Raw genomic sequence first — 17,702 nt, 5'->3', positions numbered from 1 at the left:
CGGTGCCCGGTTGTCAGACCAGCCGCAGGTGATGCTCGCGTTTGGCGCAATACATCGCCTCGTCGGCATGCCGGAACAACTGATTCTCTTCGGTGCCGTGATCGGGGTACCGGGCGACGCCGATACTCGGCTGGATTTTCAGGTTGTGCCCGTCCAGACGCAGGGGCTGGACCAGGACCTGTCGGATTTTTCCGACCACGATGTCGGTATCGTCTGCAGCATGAATGCTGTGCAGCAACACCACGAATTCATCGCCGCCTATCCGGGCCACGGTATCGGTTTCTCGCACACAGCCCTTGAGCCGGTTGGCCACCGCTTGCAGCAGCATGTCGCCGACCGCGTGGCCATGGGTGTCATTGACTTGCTTGAAGCGGTCGAGGTCGACGTACAGCAGCGCCATGCGCCCGCCGTCCATCCGGGCCGCTTGCAGTGATGCCTTGAGGCGGTCGCGCAACAGCTCCCGGTTGGGCAACTGGGTCAGTTGGTCGTACTGGGCCATGTGTTGCAGGCGGGCGTGCAACTGCTTGCGCTCGATGGCCGTCGCGACCTGGGCGCAGACGTATTGCAGCAGTTCCTTGTCTTGCTCGGTGTAGCGCTCGCCGCCCGGAACGCTTTTGACGATCAATGCGCCGATGGTGCCGTTTTGCGAGTTCAGCGGCACACCCAGCCAGCACGGTGCGTTCTGCTCGGTCATCAGCGCTTCGAAGCCGGCCGTCGGTGTGCGATGGTCCGGGGTCAACAGGATCGGTTGCCCCGTGCGGATCACTTCGGCGCACAGCCGCCCGGTGATGGATCCGGGTTGTTCGGGCTGTGGCTCATGGTCATCGACGTGATAAGGGAAATTCAGCTGCGCGCAGTGTTCGTCGTACAGCGCCACGGAAAAATTCAGCGCCGGCAGCCACTCACCGATGATCATGTGGATGCGCTTGAACAACGCCAGCAGATCCTCCGCCGCGTGGGCCGCTTCAGAAATCGCATACAACGCGGCCTGCCGGGATTCGGCCTGCTTGCGCTCGGTGATGTCGCGCGCCACGGCGATGCGCAACTGGTCGACCTCGGACCAGCGGGCCGACCAGAGAATGTGCACCACGCGGCCATCCTTGCGCAGGTAGCGGTTTTCGAAGTTGAGCTTGGGCTCGCCGCCCATGATTTCCCGGGCGGCGTCGAGGGTGCGCTGACGATCCCCCGGGTGCACCATATCGATCATCAGCCGACCGATCATTTCATCGGCGCCATAGCCGAAAATGCGCTCGCACGCCGCACTGACAAAGACAAAGCGGCCCTGCTTGTCCACCGCACAAACGGCATCCAGCAACAGATCGATGTAGCTCGCCAAAGGCGCGGAATTACGGTTTTCCATGGTTCAGCGTGGGTGTCCCGACAATGCTGCGCTCATCAATCATCCCTGCCCGTTCGGTCTTGCTTCCTTGTCATCACATTCAAGCCTTGTTCGGTATCAGCCCCGGCAACGCATGGACCAGCGCGTTGATGGCAAAACCGATGAACATCACCCCGCACAACCGGGTGATTGCCAGTTCATGACGCTGGTACACGTTGCGCACTCGCCGAGCCCCAACGATGCCGATGAGGATAGCGTAGGCGAGCAATCCGCCGACGAAGCTCAGGCCGATCAGTGCCGGCAGCATTGACCAGTTGAGCAGTTCCGCGCGACTCGACAGCAGCGCCGTGAACGTCGCCACCGCCACCGGATAAGCCTTGGGATTGGTCAGGCCAAACACAATGCCATGCCAGAACGGTTGCCGCGCCGGGCCCTGCGGTGCATCGCCGTTGCTACGACGGGCGCGCACCGCACGCCAGCCGAGCCAGAACAGGTACAGACCGCTGAGCACACCGAGCACATCGAACGCGGTACTGCCGATCTCCCGCGCACCGACAATCGCGATCAGCGCGGTGCTGCACCAGACCACATCGCCGAGCAAATGCCCGCACAGAAACCCCGCCCCCGCCCGCCGTCCATGGGCCGCGCCAATACCGAACACCGCCAGCACACCCGGCCCCGGGGTGATGCCGTAGATAAAACCCGAGGCAAGCACGGCCATTAGCAACGATGGGGTCATTGGGAGTCCTTTTGAACTGTCTGGTGAATGGTCGCCAGTCTATATCAGGTCTTCAGCTGTCGACTGCCTGATCGCGACAGAAATTCTTCAACGGTGGGTCCCCTGCACTATCCGCTCATTCAGCCAGTTCAACGCCTGATCCCCACCCCGCCGTTTATGCCACGCCAACACAAAAGTGAACGATGGAATGTGAAACGGCGGCGGGACGACTATCAGTGATTGCTGATCGATATCGCGCATGCTTCGGGACGCGACGGTGAGGATCAGGTCGGTGCCGCTGATGAATTCCGGGGCCACGCGCCAATGCGGCAGGCTGACGGCGACGCGGCGACGTTCGCGCAAGGCGGTCAGCGCCCGCTCGATTTCCGGGGTGCCGCTGCCGCGCATCTCCAGCAGCACATGAGGCCGAGCCAGATAGGTCGGCAGGTCGAGCACCCCGTCGGCGGGCAGGCTGTTGCGGTCCACCAGGCAGGCGTAGTGCTCCTCGAACAGCGGCGTGCTGCGCAACTCGTTGGGCATTTCCGGGAACACGCCGGCGGCGACATCAATGTCGCCGTTGAGCACCCCTTCGAGCATGCTTTCGCGGCTGCCATGGCTGATTTGCAGGTCGATGCCCGGCGCTTCCCGGCGCAAGGTTCGGATCAGCCCGGGCAGGACGATGGCGGCGCCGTAGTCGGACATCGCCAGGCGAAAGGTGCGCCGGGTGGTCGCGGGATCGAAGGCATTGGGCGCCAGGAGCGCTTGCACCTGGGCCAGGGCTTCGGCCAGCGGTGCCACCAGTTCCAGCGCTCGCGGAGTCGGTACCAGACCGGCACCGGCGCGCACCAGCAGTGGGTCGCCCAGCAGGTCGCGCAACCGCGCCAGCGCATGGCTGACCGCTGGCTGGCTCAGGTGCAGGCGCTCGGCAGCCCGGGTCACGTGTTGCTCGGCGAGCAAGGCGTCGAGGATCACCAGCAAGTTGAGGTCGATGCGTCGAAGATCATTCATCTGCTGCATGTTCTGGATAACAAAACGGAATTTAAATCTGCGCGACGAATACCCTAGAGTCCAGCAAAACCTGTTGGAGATCGATCATGAGTACGTTGCAGTGGGCCGGTCTGATAGGGCTGGCGATGATCGCCGGGGCGGTGGTGCCGTTTCAGAGTGCGATCAACGTCAATCTGGGGCGCGGATTGGGCCATCCGTTATGGGCGACGCTCGCCTCGTTGCTGGTGAGTGTCGCGGTGTTATTGCCGATCATCGTTGCGATGCGATTGCCGCTGCCGTCACTGGCGTTCATCAGCAAGGCGCCGCTCTGGATGTGGGCGGGTGGCGCTTTTGGGGTGATCTTTATTTCCCTGGCATTGGTACTGTTGCCCAAGCTCGGTGCCGCGGGGTTCATGGCATTGGCGCTGGCGGGGCAAGTGGTGGCGTCGTTGCTGCTGGATCACTTCGGCTGGTTTGGCTTGATGGAGCGACAGGTCACGTTGCCCAAGGTGTTCGGGGTGGTGCTGTTGATGGCCGGGGTGGTGTTGATTCAGTTTTTTGATGCACCGGCCAAGGGTTTGGCGACGGCGGGTTGAGGTGAAAACCGAAAGTCAGATGTCGGCTATCAGTCAGTCTTCGCGAGCAGGCTCGCTCCCACATTGGATCTGTGACCGACACAAATTCCCCTGTGGGAGCGAGCCTGCTCGCGAAAGCTATTCATCTGACGCAGCAGCAATCAAGCCTTGTCGAGTGTGCGCAACTTCTGCGGCAACCCCCACAGCAGCAGCGCCACCGCAATCAGCGCACACACACCAATGACATACAGCGCCGGCGTGGTGCTGCCGGTCAGGTCCTTGATCCGGCCGACCATCACCGGGCTGACGATGCCGCCGAACTGGCCCAGGGTGTTGATCACCGCAATCCCGCCCGCCGCACCCGCGCCGGCACCGGCCAGCAGTTTCGGCGGCAGGGTCCAGAAGCTCGGGATGGAGGCGATGATCCCGGCACCCAGCAGGCCCAGCGCGACGATCAGGAAGGTCGTGTGGCTGGCGAAGATCCCCGCGCAGAAGAACCCGACCGCACCGACCGCTACCAGGCCGGCGACATACTTGCGCCGCTCGCCGGAAGCATCGGACAGGCGCCCGATCACCACCATGCTGATGGCACCGCAGATGTACGGGATGGCGGTCAGCAAGCCGATCATCACCGGGCTCTCGGTGCCGGCGCTGCGGATCAGTTGCGGAGCCCAGAAATTCAGGCCGTAGGACGCCACCTGAATCAGAAAGTAGATCAGGCCGAGGGTCAGGAAGCCCGGAATCCGCAACGCGGCGAGCAGCGAACCACCGCTCTTGTGCGGTTCATGCTGGGCGATGCGGCTGGCCAGCAGGGTCTTCTCTGAAGACGTCAGCCAATGGGCGTCTTCGATGCGGTCCTTGAGCAGGGTCAACACCAGCAGGCCGAGGCCGATGCAGGGCACACCGCCGAGCAGGAACAACCAGTGCCAGCCGCGCATGTCCATGAAGCCGTCGAGGTGTTGCAGCACAAGGCCCGAGAACGGCGCGCCCACCAGGCCGGCGAACGCCGACGACAGGAACAGCATCGAGGTGATGCGCCCGCGATAGTGCTGCGGGAACCACAGGGTCAGGTAATACAGCACGCCCGGAGCGAAACCCGCCTCCATCGCGCCGATCACGAAACGCAGGGTGTAGAACTGCCATTCGCTGTTGACGAACACCATGGCCGCCGTGGCCAGGCCCCAGGACATCATGATCCGGGCGATCCAGCGCCGGGCGCCGACCTTGTACAGCATCATGTTGCTCGGTACTTCGAAAATCACATAACCGACCACGAACAACCCGGCGCCGAGGCCGTACGCGGTGTCGCTCAGGCTCAGGTCGGTCTGCAGCTGAAACTTGGCGAAGCTGATGTTGATGCGGTCGAAAAAGGCGAACAGGTAGCAGACCATGATCAGCGGCATCAGGCGCCAGGCGACTTTGCTGACCAGGGCTTTTTCGGTGTCGTGGCTAACGGACGGGCTCGCGCTCGCCTCCAGTGCATTCAGGCTCATTGCGGTTCTCCAGGCGGACTTCCCGTGGGTGTCCGATTGTTTTTGTTGTCTGGTTCAGAGGGGCTATGTGAAAACTTTTACTGTGGGAGCGAGCTTGCTCGCGATGACTGAGTCACCTCCAGCATCGATGTCGACTGACCCGCCGCCATCGCGAGCAAGCTCGCTCCCACAGTTTTTTGAGTTGTGTCAGGAAGGCACGGGGTGCAGGTCGCAGTTGCGTCCGGCCTTGGCCAGTTGGCCCGGTACTTCGTGACCGAGCAGCGCCGGCAGTCCTCGGGCCAGTTTCAGCAATAGAGGCAAATCGATGCCCGTGTGAATCCCGACTTCATCGCACAGGTTCACCAGATCCTCGGTGCAGATGTTGCCCGACGCCCCCGGTGCAAACGGGCAGCCGCCGAGGCCGCCGAGGGCCGCGTCGAAGCGCCGGGCACCGGCTTCGTAGGCGGCCAGCACGTTGCACAGGCCAAGGCCGCGGGTGTTGTGGAAATGCAGGGTCAGGTCCGTCGGGGAGACCCGTTGCAGCACCCGGCGAACCAGTCGGTCGACCTGACGCGGATTGGCCATGCCCGTGGTGTCGGCCAGGGTGATGCCCCGGATACCGAGCTCCTGATAGGCCTCGACGATTTGCAGTACGCGGTCCTCATCGATCTTGCCCTCGAACGGGCAGCCGAAGGTGGTGGCGATGCTGGCGTTGAGCCGTACAGGGCTATCGCCGACGAACTGCACGATCTCGCCGAACGCGGCCAATGAATCCTCACATCGCATGCGCATGTTCGCCAGGTTGTGGGTCTGGCTGGCGGACATCACCAGGTTCAGCTCATCGGCGCTGCACGCCAGTGCCCGTTGCGCGCCTTTGAGGTTGGGGATCAGCGCGACGTAGATCACCCCCGGCTGCCGGTTGATGCCCTTGAACACCAGCTCGCCGTCGCGCAGCGCCGGAATGGCCTTGGGCGACACGAACGAACCGGCTTCGATGCGGCTGAATCCGGCCTGCGACAGCTGATCGATCAAAGCGATCTTGTCGTGGGTTTCAACCCAGGTCGGCTCGATTTGCAGACCGTCGCGCGGGGACACTTCCTGCACGATCAGGCTGTCGGAATAATCGGTGATCATTGCACCACTCCTTCGACTTTCAGGCGCTCGATGTCGGCAGCGGTAAGGCCCAGTTGCGCGAGGATACCGTCAGTGTGCTGGCCTAATCCCGGGCCGGACCAGTTAACACCACCGGGGGTCTCGGAGAGTTTCGGCACGATGCCCGGCATCTTCACCGTGGCGCCACCGGGCAACTCGGCATTGAGCAGCATGTCCCGCGCCTGATAGTGCGGGTCGGCGACGATATCGGCCACCGAGTAGATGCGCCCGGCCGGGACTTCGGCGGCCTCCAGCGCAGCCAGGACATCGTCGATGGGCAAACTGCTGGTCCAGTGGGTGATGGCGGCGTCGAGCACATTGCTTTTGGCGGCACGCCCGTCGTTGTGGGCGAATTCCGCGGCCTCGGCCAGATCGGCGCGGCCGATGGTGTGCATCAGGCGCTTGTAGATCGGATCGCTGTTGCCGGCAATCACCACGTAGGCGCCGTCGGCGGTCAGATAGGTGTTGGACGGCGCGATCCCGGGCAAGGCGCCACCGCTGCGTTCACGCACATGGCCGAGCATGTCGTATTCCGGCACCAGGCTTTCCATGACGTTGAACACGCTTTCGGCCAGGGACACATCGACGATCTGCCCGCCGCCCTGCCCGGTCTTGACCCGCAGCAGCGACATCAGTGCACCGATCACCGCATGCAGCGAAGCCAGGGAGTCGCCGAGGCTCACGCCGACCCGAGCCGGCGGCGAACCGGGCGTGCCGGTGGTGTAGCGGATGCCGCCCATGGCCTCGCCTATGGCACCGAAACCCGGACGATCGCGGTACGGGCCGGTCTGGCCGTAACCGGAGATCCGCACCAGCGTCAGGTTGGGATTGAGCGCGTGCAACACGTCCCAACCGAGGCCAAGTTTCTCCAGGGCGCCGGGGCGCAGGTTCTCGATCAGCACATCGGCGCTGGTCGCCAGTTGCTTGACCAGCCCGATCCCTTCGGGGGATTTGAGGTTCAGCGCCAGGGACTTCTTGTTGCGCGATTGCAGGTACCACCACAGCGAGGTGCCTTCGTGCAGCTTGCGCCATTTGCGCAGGGGATCACCCTGGCCCATGGCTTCGATCTTGATCACCTCGGCGCCGAACTCGGCCAGCATGCGCGCCGCAAACGGCGCGGCGATCAGCGTGCCGATCTCGATCACTTTGATCGCACTCAAGGGGGCAGTCATCGCGGGGTACCTCTTGTTCTTGGAATATGTGCCAAGGCTAGAGGACGGGGGGCTCGGGAATCCAACCTTCAGTTGGCAACGGGCGTTCGCGAAATGCGAACGCTCGGGGAGATCATCGCGATCTGTAGTCCGTCATCGCGGGCAAGCCCGCTCCCACAGGGATCTTCAGTGTTCGCACAATTTGTGCTTCACATCACCCATTGTGGGAGCGGGCTTGCCCGCGATGAGGCCAGCCCATTCAGCCGAGAACTATCAGGCTGAACCCCGCAAATGCTCAAACAACATCCGGCTCACCGGCGACAATAACGCCTCATCGCGCACCACCAGGATCAACGCCCGGTCCGACCATTCGTCCGTCAACGGCACCGCGTGCAAACCCAGTGCCCGGCCAAACAATTCATAGGCCCGCTGTGGCAGGACGCCGATGCCCATGTTGGCCTGGACCATGCGGCACATGGCATCGAACCCCGGCACATGGATGCGCACCCGCAGCACCTTGCCGGCTTCGCGGGCCGCCGCATGGGTACGCATGTTGATCGAACTGGCGGCATGCAGCCCGACGTAATCGCTCTGCAGCGTATCGGCGAAGGCCACGCTCGAGCGGTTCGCCAATGGATGATCGGGCGGCATCAGCACCACCAGTTTGTCCTGGCGGTACAGCACGCTGTGCAGGCCCTTGATGTCACTGTCGATGGAACAGATGCCGAGGTCGGCCACCCCGTCGAGCACGCCCTGGATCACCCCTGCGCTGGGGCGTTCTTCGAGGTCGGTCTTGACCTGTGGGTGGCGCTCGGAAAAGTCCCGCAGGTCCTCGGGTAAAAACTGAATGATCGCCGACAGGTTGGCGAGCATCCGCACATAGCCGCGCACACCGTGGCTGTGCTCACCCAGTTCAAGGCCCATTTTCTCGACGTTGAACAACATCTGCCGGGCATGGTGCAGCAGGGTTTCACCGGCCGGCGTCAGCGACATGCCCTTGGCCTGGCGCACAAACAGGCTGATGCCCAGCGCCTCCTCCAGCTCCATCAGGCGCTTGCTCGCCGCCGAGACGGCGATCGCTTCGCGCGAGGCGGCACGGGTCAGCGTGCCTTCTTCATGGACGGCGACGAACAGTTGCAGAGTGATCAGGTCGAGACGGCGGATCAGGCTTTTTTGCAGCATCGGGTACTCGGCGAAGTCGGCGCGGACGAAGTCGCAGCATAACGTTGTTCGCCCGCGTCGTACCGTGGTCGGGCGCCCGGTCGTGATAAAGTCGCCGCCCACAGACCTTTTGCCGTGAGACGAAGACCGCAATGACCGATTTCCAGGATGTCGACGCCCAACTTGAAGACTGGAACGCCTTGCGCAACACCGCTTCGTTCAGTGGCTTGCTGGTGGGCAACGGCGCCAGCCGCGCGGTGTGGGACGATTTCGGCTACGAGTCGCTGTTCGAAAACGCCCGCACCGTTGAAGAAAAACCCCTGAGCCCGTCCGAGCTGAGCGTGTTCGATGCGCTGCAGACGCGCAGTTTCGAGCAGGTACTGAGCGCCCTGAAAACCACCAGCCGGGTCAACAAGGCCCTGGCCGTCAGCTCCGCCGCGCCGCGCAATCGCTACTACGCGATCAAGGAAGCGCTGATCAACAGCGTGCATGCGCTGCATATCCCGTGGCGGCTGGTGGTGCCTTCGACGCTGGCGACGATCAATCAGGAACTGGCCCGCTATCGCACGGTGTTCACCACCAATTACGACCTGCTCAATTACTGGGCCGTGCAACAGCAGCCCGAGGCGATCACCGATCTGTTCCAGGGTGCCGAACCGGCTTTCGACCTGAGCGCCACGGCCACCGACAAGACCCGCTTGCTGTACCTGCACGGTGGTCTGCACCTGGTGCGCAACCAGGACGGCACGGCGCGCAAGCTGATGTCGACCGAGGGCACCTTGCTGGGCAATTTCGCCATCAACAACACGATCAAGACCCTCGACGACGTGCCGCTGTTCGTCAACGAAGGGCCGAGCGCGGACAAGCTCAAGACCATTCGCAGCTCGGACTATCTGTCGTTCTGCTACGAGCAACTGCTCGGTCACGGCCAGGCGCTGTGCATCTTCGGCCATGCGCTGGGCGAGCAGGACAGCCACATCATCCATGCCTTGCGCCTGGCGAAGCCGCAGGTAGTGGCGATCTCGATCTACCCGCGCAGCAAGGCGTTCATCCAGCACCAGAAGCGGCACTACGCGAAAGTGTTTGAGGGGACGGGGGTCGAGCTGCGGTTTTTTGATTCGAAGAGCCATGCGTTGGGTGGCCCGAAGCTCACGGTTCCGGTCGAGGTTTAGCGGCGACGCGGCTACCGCTATCGCGAGCAAGCTCGCTCCCACAGGGGTAATGCATTCCAATGTGGGAGCGAGCCTGCTCCGGGCGGCGTTCCGACGAAGCTTTTAAGGTCAACTCATTCTTCGGTGCTATGCACCACCACCAGCAACTGCGCCTGAACCTCCCCCACCGAACGAATCCGGTGCGGCTTCTGTGCATTGAAGTGCAGCGCATCGCCACGCTCGAGCAGCACGCGTTCGTTCATGAAGTCCACTTCCACCCGCCCTTCGTGGACGAACAGAAACTCCTCGCCCAAATGCTCCTTGAAGGTCTTGTCGGTGAATTCGGCCGGCGGGTAAATGATGAACGGCAACAGGCTGCGTTCGCTGACCTGATGGGCCAGCACCGCGTAACCCGAATTGCTGTCGCTGGCGCCCAAAGGTTGGCGCTCGTGGCTGCGCACCAGGCTGTAGCTGTCGAGGCTGACGTTGTCTTCGCTGAACAATTCCTCGACCTTCACGTTCAGCGCCTTGGCCAGTTTCAGGGCGGCAGCAATCGACGGGGTGTTCAGCCCGCGCTCGACTTTCGACAGGTAACTCTTGGTCATGCCGGATTGTTCGGCCAAGCCTTCCAAGGTCACGCCAAGTTTTTTTCTTAGTAATTTCAAACGGATAGACATGTAGAGCGATTAATCCATCAAGGAGGCGACGATTTGTCCTTGCTAATGACACAAAGTGTCATATAGCCTCTTTAGTGTCATTTGCACTCACCGACGACTTTGCGAGGAACCGGTGAGCGGCAAAGTGCATTGAATCACCCAAAGGACACCGATATGGCCAAGACATTAGCACTGCCCAAAGAGCAACTGGTCAAGCACGCGCTGAGCCAAATGCAAAATACCCTGGCGGATAATACGTGGACCGTCCGGCAAAAGCTGGCCCTGGCCTGCCGCATCCTGTTCGAGCACGGCCACGATTCCGGCCTTGCCGGGCAAATCACCGCCCGCGGTCCGCAACCCGGCACTTACTACACTCAACAACTGGGCCTGGGTTTCGACGAAATCAGCGCGGGCAACCTGCTGCTGGTCAACGAAGACCTGGAGGTGCTCGAAGGCCACGGCATGCCCAACCCGGCCAATCGTTTTCACAGCTGGGTGTACCGCGCCCGCCCGGATGTGAACTGCATCATCCACACTCATCCGACCCACGTTGCGGCCTTGTCGATGCTGGAAGTGCCGCTGCAGATTTCCCACATGGACCTCTGCCCGCTCTATGACGACTGCGCGTTTCTCGAAGGCTGGCCGGGTGTGCCGGTGGGCAACGAAGAAGGCGAACTGATTGCCGGGGCGCTGGGCGACAAACGGGCGATCCTGCTTTCGCACCATGGTCAATTGTCCACCGGCAGCTCCATCGAGGAAGCCTGTGTCATCGCGCAACTGATCGAACGCGCCGCGAAACTGCAACTGCTGGCGATGAGCGCCGGGACCATCAAGCCGATCATCCCCGCGCTGGGCCGTGAAGCCCATGACTGGATTGCCCGGCCCAAACGCCACGCCGCCGCTTTCAACTACTACACCCGGCAGATCCTGCGCGAACACGCCGATTGCCTGAACTGAACCCATTGATAGAACGGAGAGACACCATGTCCACCGCCAACATTCACGGCATCATCGGCTACACCATCACGCCTTTTACCGCCAATGGCGAAGGCGTTGACCTGGACGCCCTCGGGCGCTCCATCGACCGTCTGATCGAGGGCGGCGTGCACGCCATCGCACCGCTGGGCAGCACCGGCGAAGGGGCCTACCTGAGCGACGCGGAGTGGGATCAGGTCAGCGAATTCAGCATCAGGCACGTGGCCAAACGCGTGCCCACCGTCGTCAGCGTGTCGGACCTGACCACCGCCAAGGCGATACGCCGCGCGCGTTTCGCCGAAGCCCAGGGTGCCGATGTGGTGATGGTACTGCCGGCGTCCTACTGGAAGCTCAGCGAAGCGGAAATCCTCGCCCATTACCGCGCCATCGGCGACAGCATCGGCGTGCCGATCATGCTCTACAACAACCCGGCCACCAGCGGTACCGACATGTCGGTGGACCTGATCCTGCGCATTTTCAACGCCGTGGAAAACGTGACCATGGTCAAGGAGAGCACCGGCGACATCCAGCGCATGCACCAACTGCAACGCCTGGGCGAAGGCCGGGTGCCGTTCTACAACGGCTGCAATCCCCTGGCTCTGGAGGCTTTTGCCGCCGGCGCAAAAGGCTGGTGCACGGCGGCGCCGAACCTGATCCCGCAGCTCAATCTGGATTTGTATGACGCCGTGCTGGCCAACGATTTGCTCAAGGCACGCGAGCTGTTCTATCGGCAGTTGCCGCTGCTGGATTTCATCCTAAAGGGTGGTTTGCCGGCGACGATCAAGGCGGGTTTGCGGGCGACCGGGCTGGAGGTTGGGGCTCCACGGCTGCCGGTGTTCCCGTTGAGTGAGGCCGGTTGTGCTCAGTTGCAAGATCTGTTGAAGGCCCTGCGCTGATCTCCAGCCGTATATAAAAACACTGTGGGAGCGAGCTTGCTCGCGATGGCAGCCTATCAGACAACATGGATGTTGAATGTGGTGGCCTCATCGCGAGCAAGCTCGCTCCCACAGGGGATGTGTGTTGATCTCAAAGCACCGGCAAGGTCTTGTCCTTGATCACCGTCGTCGAGCCGTTGGCCTTCACGCTGGCGATACCTTTCTCCATGGCGGCAGCAGAGGCATAGGCCTCGCTGCTGCCGATGATCTCGTGGTTACCGGCCTTGAGGTTGAAATACGGATGGCCATCCTTGGTGGTTTTCTTCTCGTAGCGCTCATCCAGCGGGCTGTTGGCCTGGACCGAGGCGATGCCTTTGTCGGCGGCGGCGTGGGTGGTGTACAGCTCGCTGGTCAGAATGGTCTCGGCGTTGGCCGCCTTGAGGACGAACCTGAACTGGCCATTGCTGCTTTTGCTCACTTCATACCATCCGGACATGCTGTTTTCTCCTTGGCGATTGAGAGGTAATGCGCATCACAGTAAAGACCAGCCTGATGTTTCTGTCGCCTGTACCGGCCCCATCGCGGGCAAGCCCGCTCCCACAGGTTCAGCGTGATCCCTGTGGGAGCGGGCTTGCTCCGGGCGGCGTTCCGACGATGGGGTCGACGCAGTTTTGACTACTTCACCACTGCCCGCACCACCGACAACTCCGGCGCCGACGTGCGCCGCTGACTCAGGTACCGCGTGCAACTGACCCGCAGGAACGAAGCGAAATTGACCACCTCGCCGCGATAGTCCATCACCTCTTCATACAGCTTGGCGATCAACTGGTTGGTGGTCATGCCATCAACCTCGGCGATTTCGCTGAGGATGTCCCAAAACTGGTTTTCCAGCCGCAGGGTGGTGACCACCCCGCAGATGCGCAGTGAGCGCGAGCGTGATTCGTACAGAATCGGGTCGGCTTTGACGTACAGCTCGCACATGGGCATGTCCCTCGTTACAACGTGATTTTGGTACCCAGCAACCCCAGGAAACCGGCCAGCCAGTTCGGGTGCGCAGGCCAGGCCGGCGCCGTGGCCAGATTGCCCTGAACATGGCCGTCCGTCACCGGGATTTCGATATACGTACCGCCCGCCAGGCGCACTTCCGGAGCGCAGGCCGGATAGGCGCTGCATTCACGACCTTCGAGAACACCCGCTGCCGCCAGCAACTGCGCGCCATGGCACACGGCGGCGATCGGTTTGCCGGCCTTGTCGAATGCGCGCACCAGCTCCAGGACCTTTTCGTTCAGGCGCAGGTACTCCGGCGCACGGCCGCCCGGAATCAGCACGGCGTCATAATCGGCGGCGTCGACCTTGGCGAAATCGAAGTTCAGGGCAAACAGGTGACCGGGTTTTTCACTGTAGGTCTGGTCACCCTCAAAGTCATGGATCGCCGTGCGCACGGTCTGGCCGGCGGTCTTGTCCGGGCAAACGGCGTGTACCGTGTGGCCGACCATCAGCAGCGCCTGGAACGGCACCATCACTTCATAGTCTTCGACGTAATCACCGACCAGCATCAGAATTTTTTTCGCAGCCATGGGGAGGACTCCTCTGGAAGTGGGCGTGCAGGAGTATTCAAGGTAGTCCTTATCCAGCTGGGCGGGTAACAACCGGCTACTACCTGAACACAGGACCTGTGGGAGCGTGGCTTGCCCGCGATGGCGGCCTCAAACTGTACGGATAACTCTGCACCTAGCTGTAACAGCGGCTTTCACCAGGTTTATGGCTATATAACGACATCCCCCATCACCCACGATTCTGGTTGCCATCATGTCCTCGCGCGAAAACACCGGCATGGCCCTGGGCCTGCTCGGCGTTGTGATCTTCAGCCTCACCCTGCCCTTCACGCGGATCGTCGTGCAGGAACTCCACCCGCTGCTCAACGGCCTGGGCCGGGCATTGTTTGCGGCGGTTCCGGCCGCGTTGCTGTTGCTCTGGCGCCGGGAAAAATGGCCAACCTGGAAACAGGTAAAAGGCCTGACGCTGGTGATGGCCGGGGTGATCCTCGGTTTTCCGGTGTTGTCGGCCTGGGCCATGCAAACCTTGCCGGCGTCTCACGGTGCGCTGGTCAACGGTCTGCAGCCGCTGTGCGTGGCGCTGTACGCCGCATGGCTGTCCCATGAACGGCCTTCGAAAGCCTTCTGGGCCTGCGCCGCACTGGGTAGCGCGCTGATGCTCGGTTATGCACTGATCAGCGGCGCCGGCAGCATTCAGGCCGGTGACTTGCTGATGCTCGGCGCCATTGCCGTGGGCGGATTGGGCTACGCCGAGGGGGGCCGGTTGGCCAGGGAGATGGGCGGCTGGCAGGTGATCTGCTGGGCGCTGGTGCTGTCGACGCCGCTGCTGATCGGCCCAGTGGTGTACCTGGCGCTGCAACATCAGGGCGAAATTTCCGCCAAGACCTGGTGGGCCTTCGGTTATGTCTCGCTGTTTTCGCAGTTCATCGGCTTCTTCGCCTGGTACGCCGGGCTGGCCATGGGCGGCATAGCCCGGGTCAGTCAGATCCAGTTGCTGCAGATCTTCTTCACCATCGCCTTTTCGGCGTTGTTTTTCGGAGAACATGTGGAGCCGATTACCTGGCTGTTTGCTGGCGGGGTGATCGTCACTGTGATGCTCGGGCGCAAAACCACAGTGCGCCCGGCACGAACCGCTACTGCCTGACCCTGTAGGAGCCGGCTTGCCGGCGATGGCGATTTTGAGGACGCCATCGCCAGCAAGCCGGCTCCTACAGGGAGGTCAGAGGTAACCGTCCGCGCGCAGAAGGGTTTCCAGGCAATGCTCGCTGATGTGATAGAAGTCCTTCAGTTCCTGAATCTTCGCCAGCAACTGGGCCGGGGCCACCGGCTCGGCGCGCTTGACCGCCAGGATCATCTTGTTCTTGTTGGTGTGGTCCAGCGAGATGAACTCGAACACCTTGGTCTCGTAGCCGCAGGCCTCAAGGAACAGCGCGCGCAGACTGTCGGTGACCATCTCCGCCTGCTGGCCCAGGTGCAAGCCGTATTGCAGCATCGGCTTGAGCAGCGCCGGGCTCTGGATTTGCAGGCGGATCTGCTTGTGGCAGCACGGCGAGCACATGATGATCGAAGCGCCGGAACGGATGCCGGTATGGATCGCATAGTCGGTCGCGATATCGCAGGCATGCAGGGCGATCATCACGTCCAGCTCGCTCGGCGCCACGCTGCGCACGTCACCGCACTTGAACACCAGGCCGGGGTGTTCAAGCCTGGCGGCAGCGGTGTTGCACAGGGTGACCATGTCCTCACGCAGCTCGACGCCGGTCACCTCGCCTTCGGCCTTCAGGGTGTTGCGCAGGTAATCGTGGATGGCGAAGGTCAGGTAGCCCTTGCCCGAACCGAAGTCCGCCACACGCACCGGCTTGTCCAGCGCCAGGGGTGACGAGGTCAGCGCATGGCTGAACACTTCGATGAACTTGTTGATCTGCTTCCACTTGCGCGACATCGCCGGGATCAGTTCATGCTGCTTGTTGGTCACGCCCAGGTCGGCGAGAAACGGCCGGTTCAGGTCAAGAAAGCGGTTTTTTTCACGGTTGTGCTCGGCCGATGGCACTTCGCGCAATTGCTGGGGTTTGCTCTTGAACAGCGATGACTTGCCCTTTTTGCTGTATTCGAGCTGGGCTTCATCGGTCAACGACAACAAATGCGCATTCTTGAACGACGCCGGCAGCAACCCGGCAATGCTCGCCACGCCTTCGGCCAGCGGCAGGTTCTTGGTGATATCGCGGGTCTTGTAGCGGTAGACGAAAGACAGGCAAGGCTGCGCCTTGACGGTCACCGGCTTGATGATGATGCGCTGCAGGTCCGCTTCATCGCCCGCGTACTTGGCCAGCACCAGTTTGATGAACGCATTGTGCTCAAGGCTGGTTTGCAGCAGGTCGATGAACTGGGCGTGATGATCCGGCGCGAGGCTGGCAGGAGTGGCGGTGACGGACATGGAGAAACGGCCTCAGGCGGTGCAAATCGAAGAATGCCGTTATTTTAAGGGGGACGAGGACTTTGGGCACGGGGTTATTTTGTGGGAGGTCCCGGTCAACCGGCCCAGGACCCCGACACAGCCTTTGAAACTTCAAGACTCCACCAGGCGAAGCCTGCGGTTGTTCGGCGAATTTATGATGTGCTTGACGATCAGCCCCACCGGTACTGCCCAGGTCAGGCCGTTGGCAGGGTCAGTCACCACGGCGACCGTTTCGGAGCTTGCAGCGATGTCCAGGCGCCGACGGTCGTTGCATGACTTGAGTACCCCATAGGCACGGCTAACCAGCCCTTCCGCCAGATACATCGGCACATCCATGTTCTGCAGATGCCGCACCGCTCGGCAAAACAGCACTTGATCACCTGCCTCCCCTTCACTTTCATGACGCTCCAGAAACGCCTGGGCAATAGCCAACAGCTCTTCATTCAACTCTGCGTGTTCATCGGTGACCTTCATGTTCACACTTCCTGCGCCGCGTCTGCCGTAACAGGACTTTCTGCAACAGGCCGGGCGGCACGGCGCAAATCGGGTCCGGCACAAGGCAGGCGTACGGCCGGATTCGGCATGCCACTGGGCGAAAGCTCATGGGTCATTTCGAATTCGGCACGTACGGACCACCCACACGCTTCCGACGTGCATTGCAGATACGCCACCCGCAGGAAAATATGTCGGCCTTCGCTGGTACGGATGCGCATCCTGCTCAAGCAGTGCGGGCACACCATTTTATAAGTACTCATGCTTGATTCCTTATGGTCATTTGGTGGCAATCAGCCTGATCAAACGCAATACTCTTCGCGGCGTTCCGGTCTTGCGAACAGTGCCTGCCAGGCATAAGGAATTGCATCGGGCAGATCTGTAATGGGTTCGAGCCATGCTCGTAGGAAATCACCTTGATACTATTAGGAAGTTTCGACATCGTATTCTTCTGACTCATCTTTGATGATTGATTACTTACAAGAAAAAAAGTACTCATTACGCATAAATTAGGCACTCAAAAAGCATATGTCAAAAGGAAGAGGCTCAAATTGCGTAGCAAAAAATCACAAGCTGTTCTGGCTCGACTGAAGCAAATTACCGGTACTAAAACCGATGCTTCTTTGTCTACCGCACTACAGATCAGCCCCCAGACACTGAGTAGCTGGAAAGGTCGCGACAGCACGCCTTACTCATTATGCGTAGAAATTGCACAAACACGCGGTATCTCCCTTGACTGGCTGTTGCTCGGTGAAGGGCCAATCTTGAGACAAACAGTTACCAACTCTTCGCAGGCAGACCCGCAAAGCACACGGGAAAACACCATTCTCACGCTCTGGCGCTTGCTCGGCGAAGATGATCGCTGCGCCATACAAAACGCACTCGAGGAAAAACATCGACTACGTGATATGGAACTAAGGCTTTGCGAAATGGCCGCTATTCTGGCAACGCTCAAAGCGGCAAAAGAAACCTGATATGCCCCCCTTT

The 17,702-nt window shown here is 61.4% G+C and carries 20 protein-coding genes; 6 read left to right on the top strand and 14 right to left on the bottom strand.

Translation table 11 applies throughout. From position 1 onward, the window contains the following. Window positions 1-13 precede the first annotated feature (13 nt). From EI969_RS18775 to EI969_RS18765, 3 genes are all read right to left on the bottom strand, one after another. On the bottom strand, window positions 14-1,360 hold the full coding sequence (locus tag EI969_RS18775) for a bifunctional diguanylate cyclase/phosphodiesterase (RefSeq protein WP_160389111.1): 1,347 nt from the start codon (window positions 1,358-1,360) through the stop codon (window positions 14-16). A 79-nt stretch (window positions 1,361-1,439) separates the two neighbouring features. Continuing rightward, window positions 1,440-2,078 carry a LysE family translocator gene (locus EI969_RS18770; RefSeq protein ID WP_160389110.1) on the bottom strand — a complete coding sequence of 213 codons (639 nt, stop codon included), beginning with the start codon at window positions 2,076-2,078 and terminating at the stop codon, window positions 1,440-1,442. An 87-nt stretch (window positions 2,079-2,165) separates the two neighbouring features. Continuing rightward, on the bottom strand, window positions 2,166-3,074 hold the full coding sequence (locus EI969_RS18765; RefSeq protein ID WP_160389109.1) for a LysR family transcriptional regulator: 909 nt from the start codon (window positions 3,072-3,074) through the stop codon (window positions 2,166-2,168). 77 nt (window positions 3,075-3,151) lie between these two features. Here EI969_RS18765 and EI969_RS18760 point away from each other — a divergent pair, with 77 nt between their 5' ends. Then, complete coding sequence (locus EI969_RS18760; protein ID WP_160389108.1) at window positions 3,152-3,640, top strand: DMT family transporter; 489 nt, start codon at window positions 3,152-3,154, stop codon at window positions 3,638-3,640. Between the two features lie 140 nt (window positions 3,641-3,780). Here EI969_RS18760 and EI969_RS18755 read toward each other — a convergent pair whose 3' ends face one another. From EI969_RS18755 to EI969_RS18740, 4 genes are all read right to left on the bottom strand, one after another. Next, a complete protein-coding gene (locus EI969_RS18755) occupies window positions 3,781-5,112 on the bottom strand; it encodes an MFS transporter (protein ID WP_160389107.1) in 1,332 nt (443 codons plus the stop codon). A gap of 186 nt (window positions 5,113-5,298) precedes the next feature. Then, window positions 5,299-6,225 (bottom strand): hydroxymethylglutaryl-CoA lyase, encoded by a 927-nt coding sequence (locus EI969_RS18750; RefSeq protein ID WP_160389106.1) that lies wholly within the window; start codon window positions 6,223-6,225, stop codon window positions 5,299-5,301. Further along, window positions 6,222-7,415, bottom strand: coding sequence for a CaiB/BaiF CoA-transferase family protein (locus EI969_RS18745; protein ID WP_160389105.1), 1,194 nt, complete (start codon window positions 7,413-7,415; stop codon window positions 6,222-6,224). The genes EI969_RS18750 and EI969_RS18745 overlap by 4 nt, the downstream gene beginning before the upstream one ends. A gap of 252 nt (window positions 7,416-7,667) precedes the next feature. After that, entirely contained in the window at window positions 7,668-8,576 is a 909-nt protein-coding gene (locus EI969_RS18740; RefSeq protein WP_160389172.1) for a LysR family transcriptional regulator, read from the bottom strand. A gap of 131 nt (window positions 8,577-8,707) precedes the next feature. Between EI969_RS18740 and EI969_RS18735 the strand changes: the two genes are divergently transcribed. Next, window positions 8,708-9,727, top strand: coding sequence for a DUF4917 family protein (locus EI969_RS18735; protein ID WP_160389104.1), 1,020 nt, complete (start codon window positions 8,708-8,710; stop codon window positions 9,725-9,727). Between the two features lie 113 nt (window positions 9,728-9,840). On the opposite strand, the gene EI969_RS18730 is transcribed toward EI969_RS18735, so the two are convergent. Beyond that, a complete protein-coding gene (locus tag EI969_RS18730) occupies window positions 9,841-10,383 on the bottom strand; it encodes a helix-turn-helix domain-containing protein (protein WP_160389103.1) in 543 nt (180 codons plus the stop codon). A 153-nt stretch (window positions 10,384-10,536) separates the two neighbouring features. Between EI969_RS18730 and EI969_RS18725 the strand changes: the two genes are divergently transcribed. Beyond that, window positions 10,537-11,319, top strand: a complete 783-nt coding sequence (locus tag EI969_RS18725) for an aldolase (protein ID WP_160389102.1) — start codon at window positions 10,537-10,539, stop codon at window positions 11,317-11,319. A 26-nt stretch (window positions 11,320-11,345) separates the two neighbouring features. Further along, entirely contained in the window at window positions 11,346-12,233 is an 888-nt protein-coding gene (locus tag EI969_RS18720) for a dihydrodipicolinate synthase family protein (protein ID WP_160389101.1), read from the top strand. A 130-nt stretch (window positions 12,234-12,363) separates the two neighbouring features. Here the strand turns inward: EI969_RS18720 and EI969_RS18715 are convergent, their stop codons facing one another. The 3 genes from EI969_RS18715 to EI969_RS18705 form a co-directional block, all read right to left on the bottom strand. After that, complete coding sequence (locus tag EI969_RS18715) at window positions 12,364-12,708, bottom strand: YegP family protein (RefSeq protein WP_160389100.1); 345 nt, start codon at window positions 12,706-12,708, stop codon at window positions 12,364-12,366. Between the two features lie 179 nt (window positions 12,709-12,887). Then, the gene (locus tag EI969_RS18710) at window positions 12,888-13,193 is read right to left on the bottom strand and encodes a ribbon-helix-helix domain-containing protein (RefSeq protein ID WP_008051823.1); all 306 of its coding nucleotides are present in this window, start codon (window positions 13,191-13,193) and stop codon (window positions 12,888-12,890) included. A 14-nt stretch (window positions 13,194-13,207) separates the two neighbouring features. Next, entirely contained in the window at window positions 13,208-13,789 is a 582-nt protein-coding gene (locus tag EI969_RS18705) for a DJ-1/PfpI family protein (protein ID WP_160389099.1), read from the bottom strand. Between the two features lie 232 nt (window positions 13,790-14,021). On the opposite strand from EI969_RS18705, the gene EI969_RS18700 reads away from it, so the two are divergent. Beyond that, window positions 14,022-14,912, top strand: a complete 891-nt coding sequence (locus tag EI969_RS18700) for a DMT family transporter (RefSeq protein ID WP_160389098.1) — start codon at window positions 14,022-14,024, stop codon at window positions 14,910-14,912. A gap of 75 nt (window positions 14,913-14,987) precedes the next feature. On the opposite strand, the gene EI969_RS18695 is transcribed toward EI969_RS18700, so the two are convergent. The 3 genes from EI969_RS18695 to EI969_RS18685 form a co-directional block, all read right to left on the bottom strand. Further along, window positions 14,988-16,202, bottom strand: coding sequence for an SAM-dependent methyltransferase (locus EI969_RS18695; RefSeq protein ID WP_160389097.1), 1,215 nt, complete (start codon window positions 16,200-16,202; stop codon window positions 14,988-14,990). Window positions 16,203-16,334: 132 nt separating this feature from the next. After that, window positions 16,335-16,697 (bottom strand): hypothetical protein, encoded by a 363-nt coding sequence (locus EI969_RS18690; protein WP_160389096.1) that lies wholly within the window; start codon window positions 16,695-16,697, stop codon window positions 16,335-16,337. Window positions 16,698-16,699: 2 nt separating this feature from the next. Then, a complete protein-coding gene (locus EI969_RS18685) occupies window positions 16,700-16,978 on the bottom strand; it encodes an ogr/Delta-like zinc finger family protein (RefSeq protein ID WP_160389095.1) in 279 nt (92 codons plus the stop codon). 288 nt (window positions 16,979-17,266) lie between these two features. Between EI969_RS18685 and EI969_RS18680 the strand changes: the two genes are divergently transcribed. Next, the gene (locus EI969_RS18680; protein ID WP_160389094.1) at window positions 17,267-17,689 is read left to right on the top strand and encodes a helix-turn-helix domain-containing protein; all 423 of its coding nucleotides are present in this window, start codon (window positions 17,267-17,269) and stop codon (window positions 17,687-17,689) included. Window positions 17,690-17,702: the final 13 nt, after the last annotated feature.

This window comes from Pseudomonas sp. PB101 (assembly GCF_009764265.1).
In the GTDB taxonomy this organism is placed as follows: Bacteria; Pseudomonadota; Gammaproteobacteria; order Pseudomonadales; family Pseudomonadaceae; genus Aquipseudomonas.
Note: the sequence above shows the minus strand (reverse complement) of the source record. Positions and strands in the feature narration are given on the sequence as shown.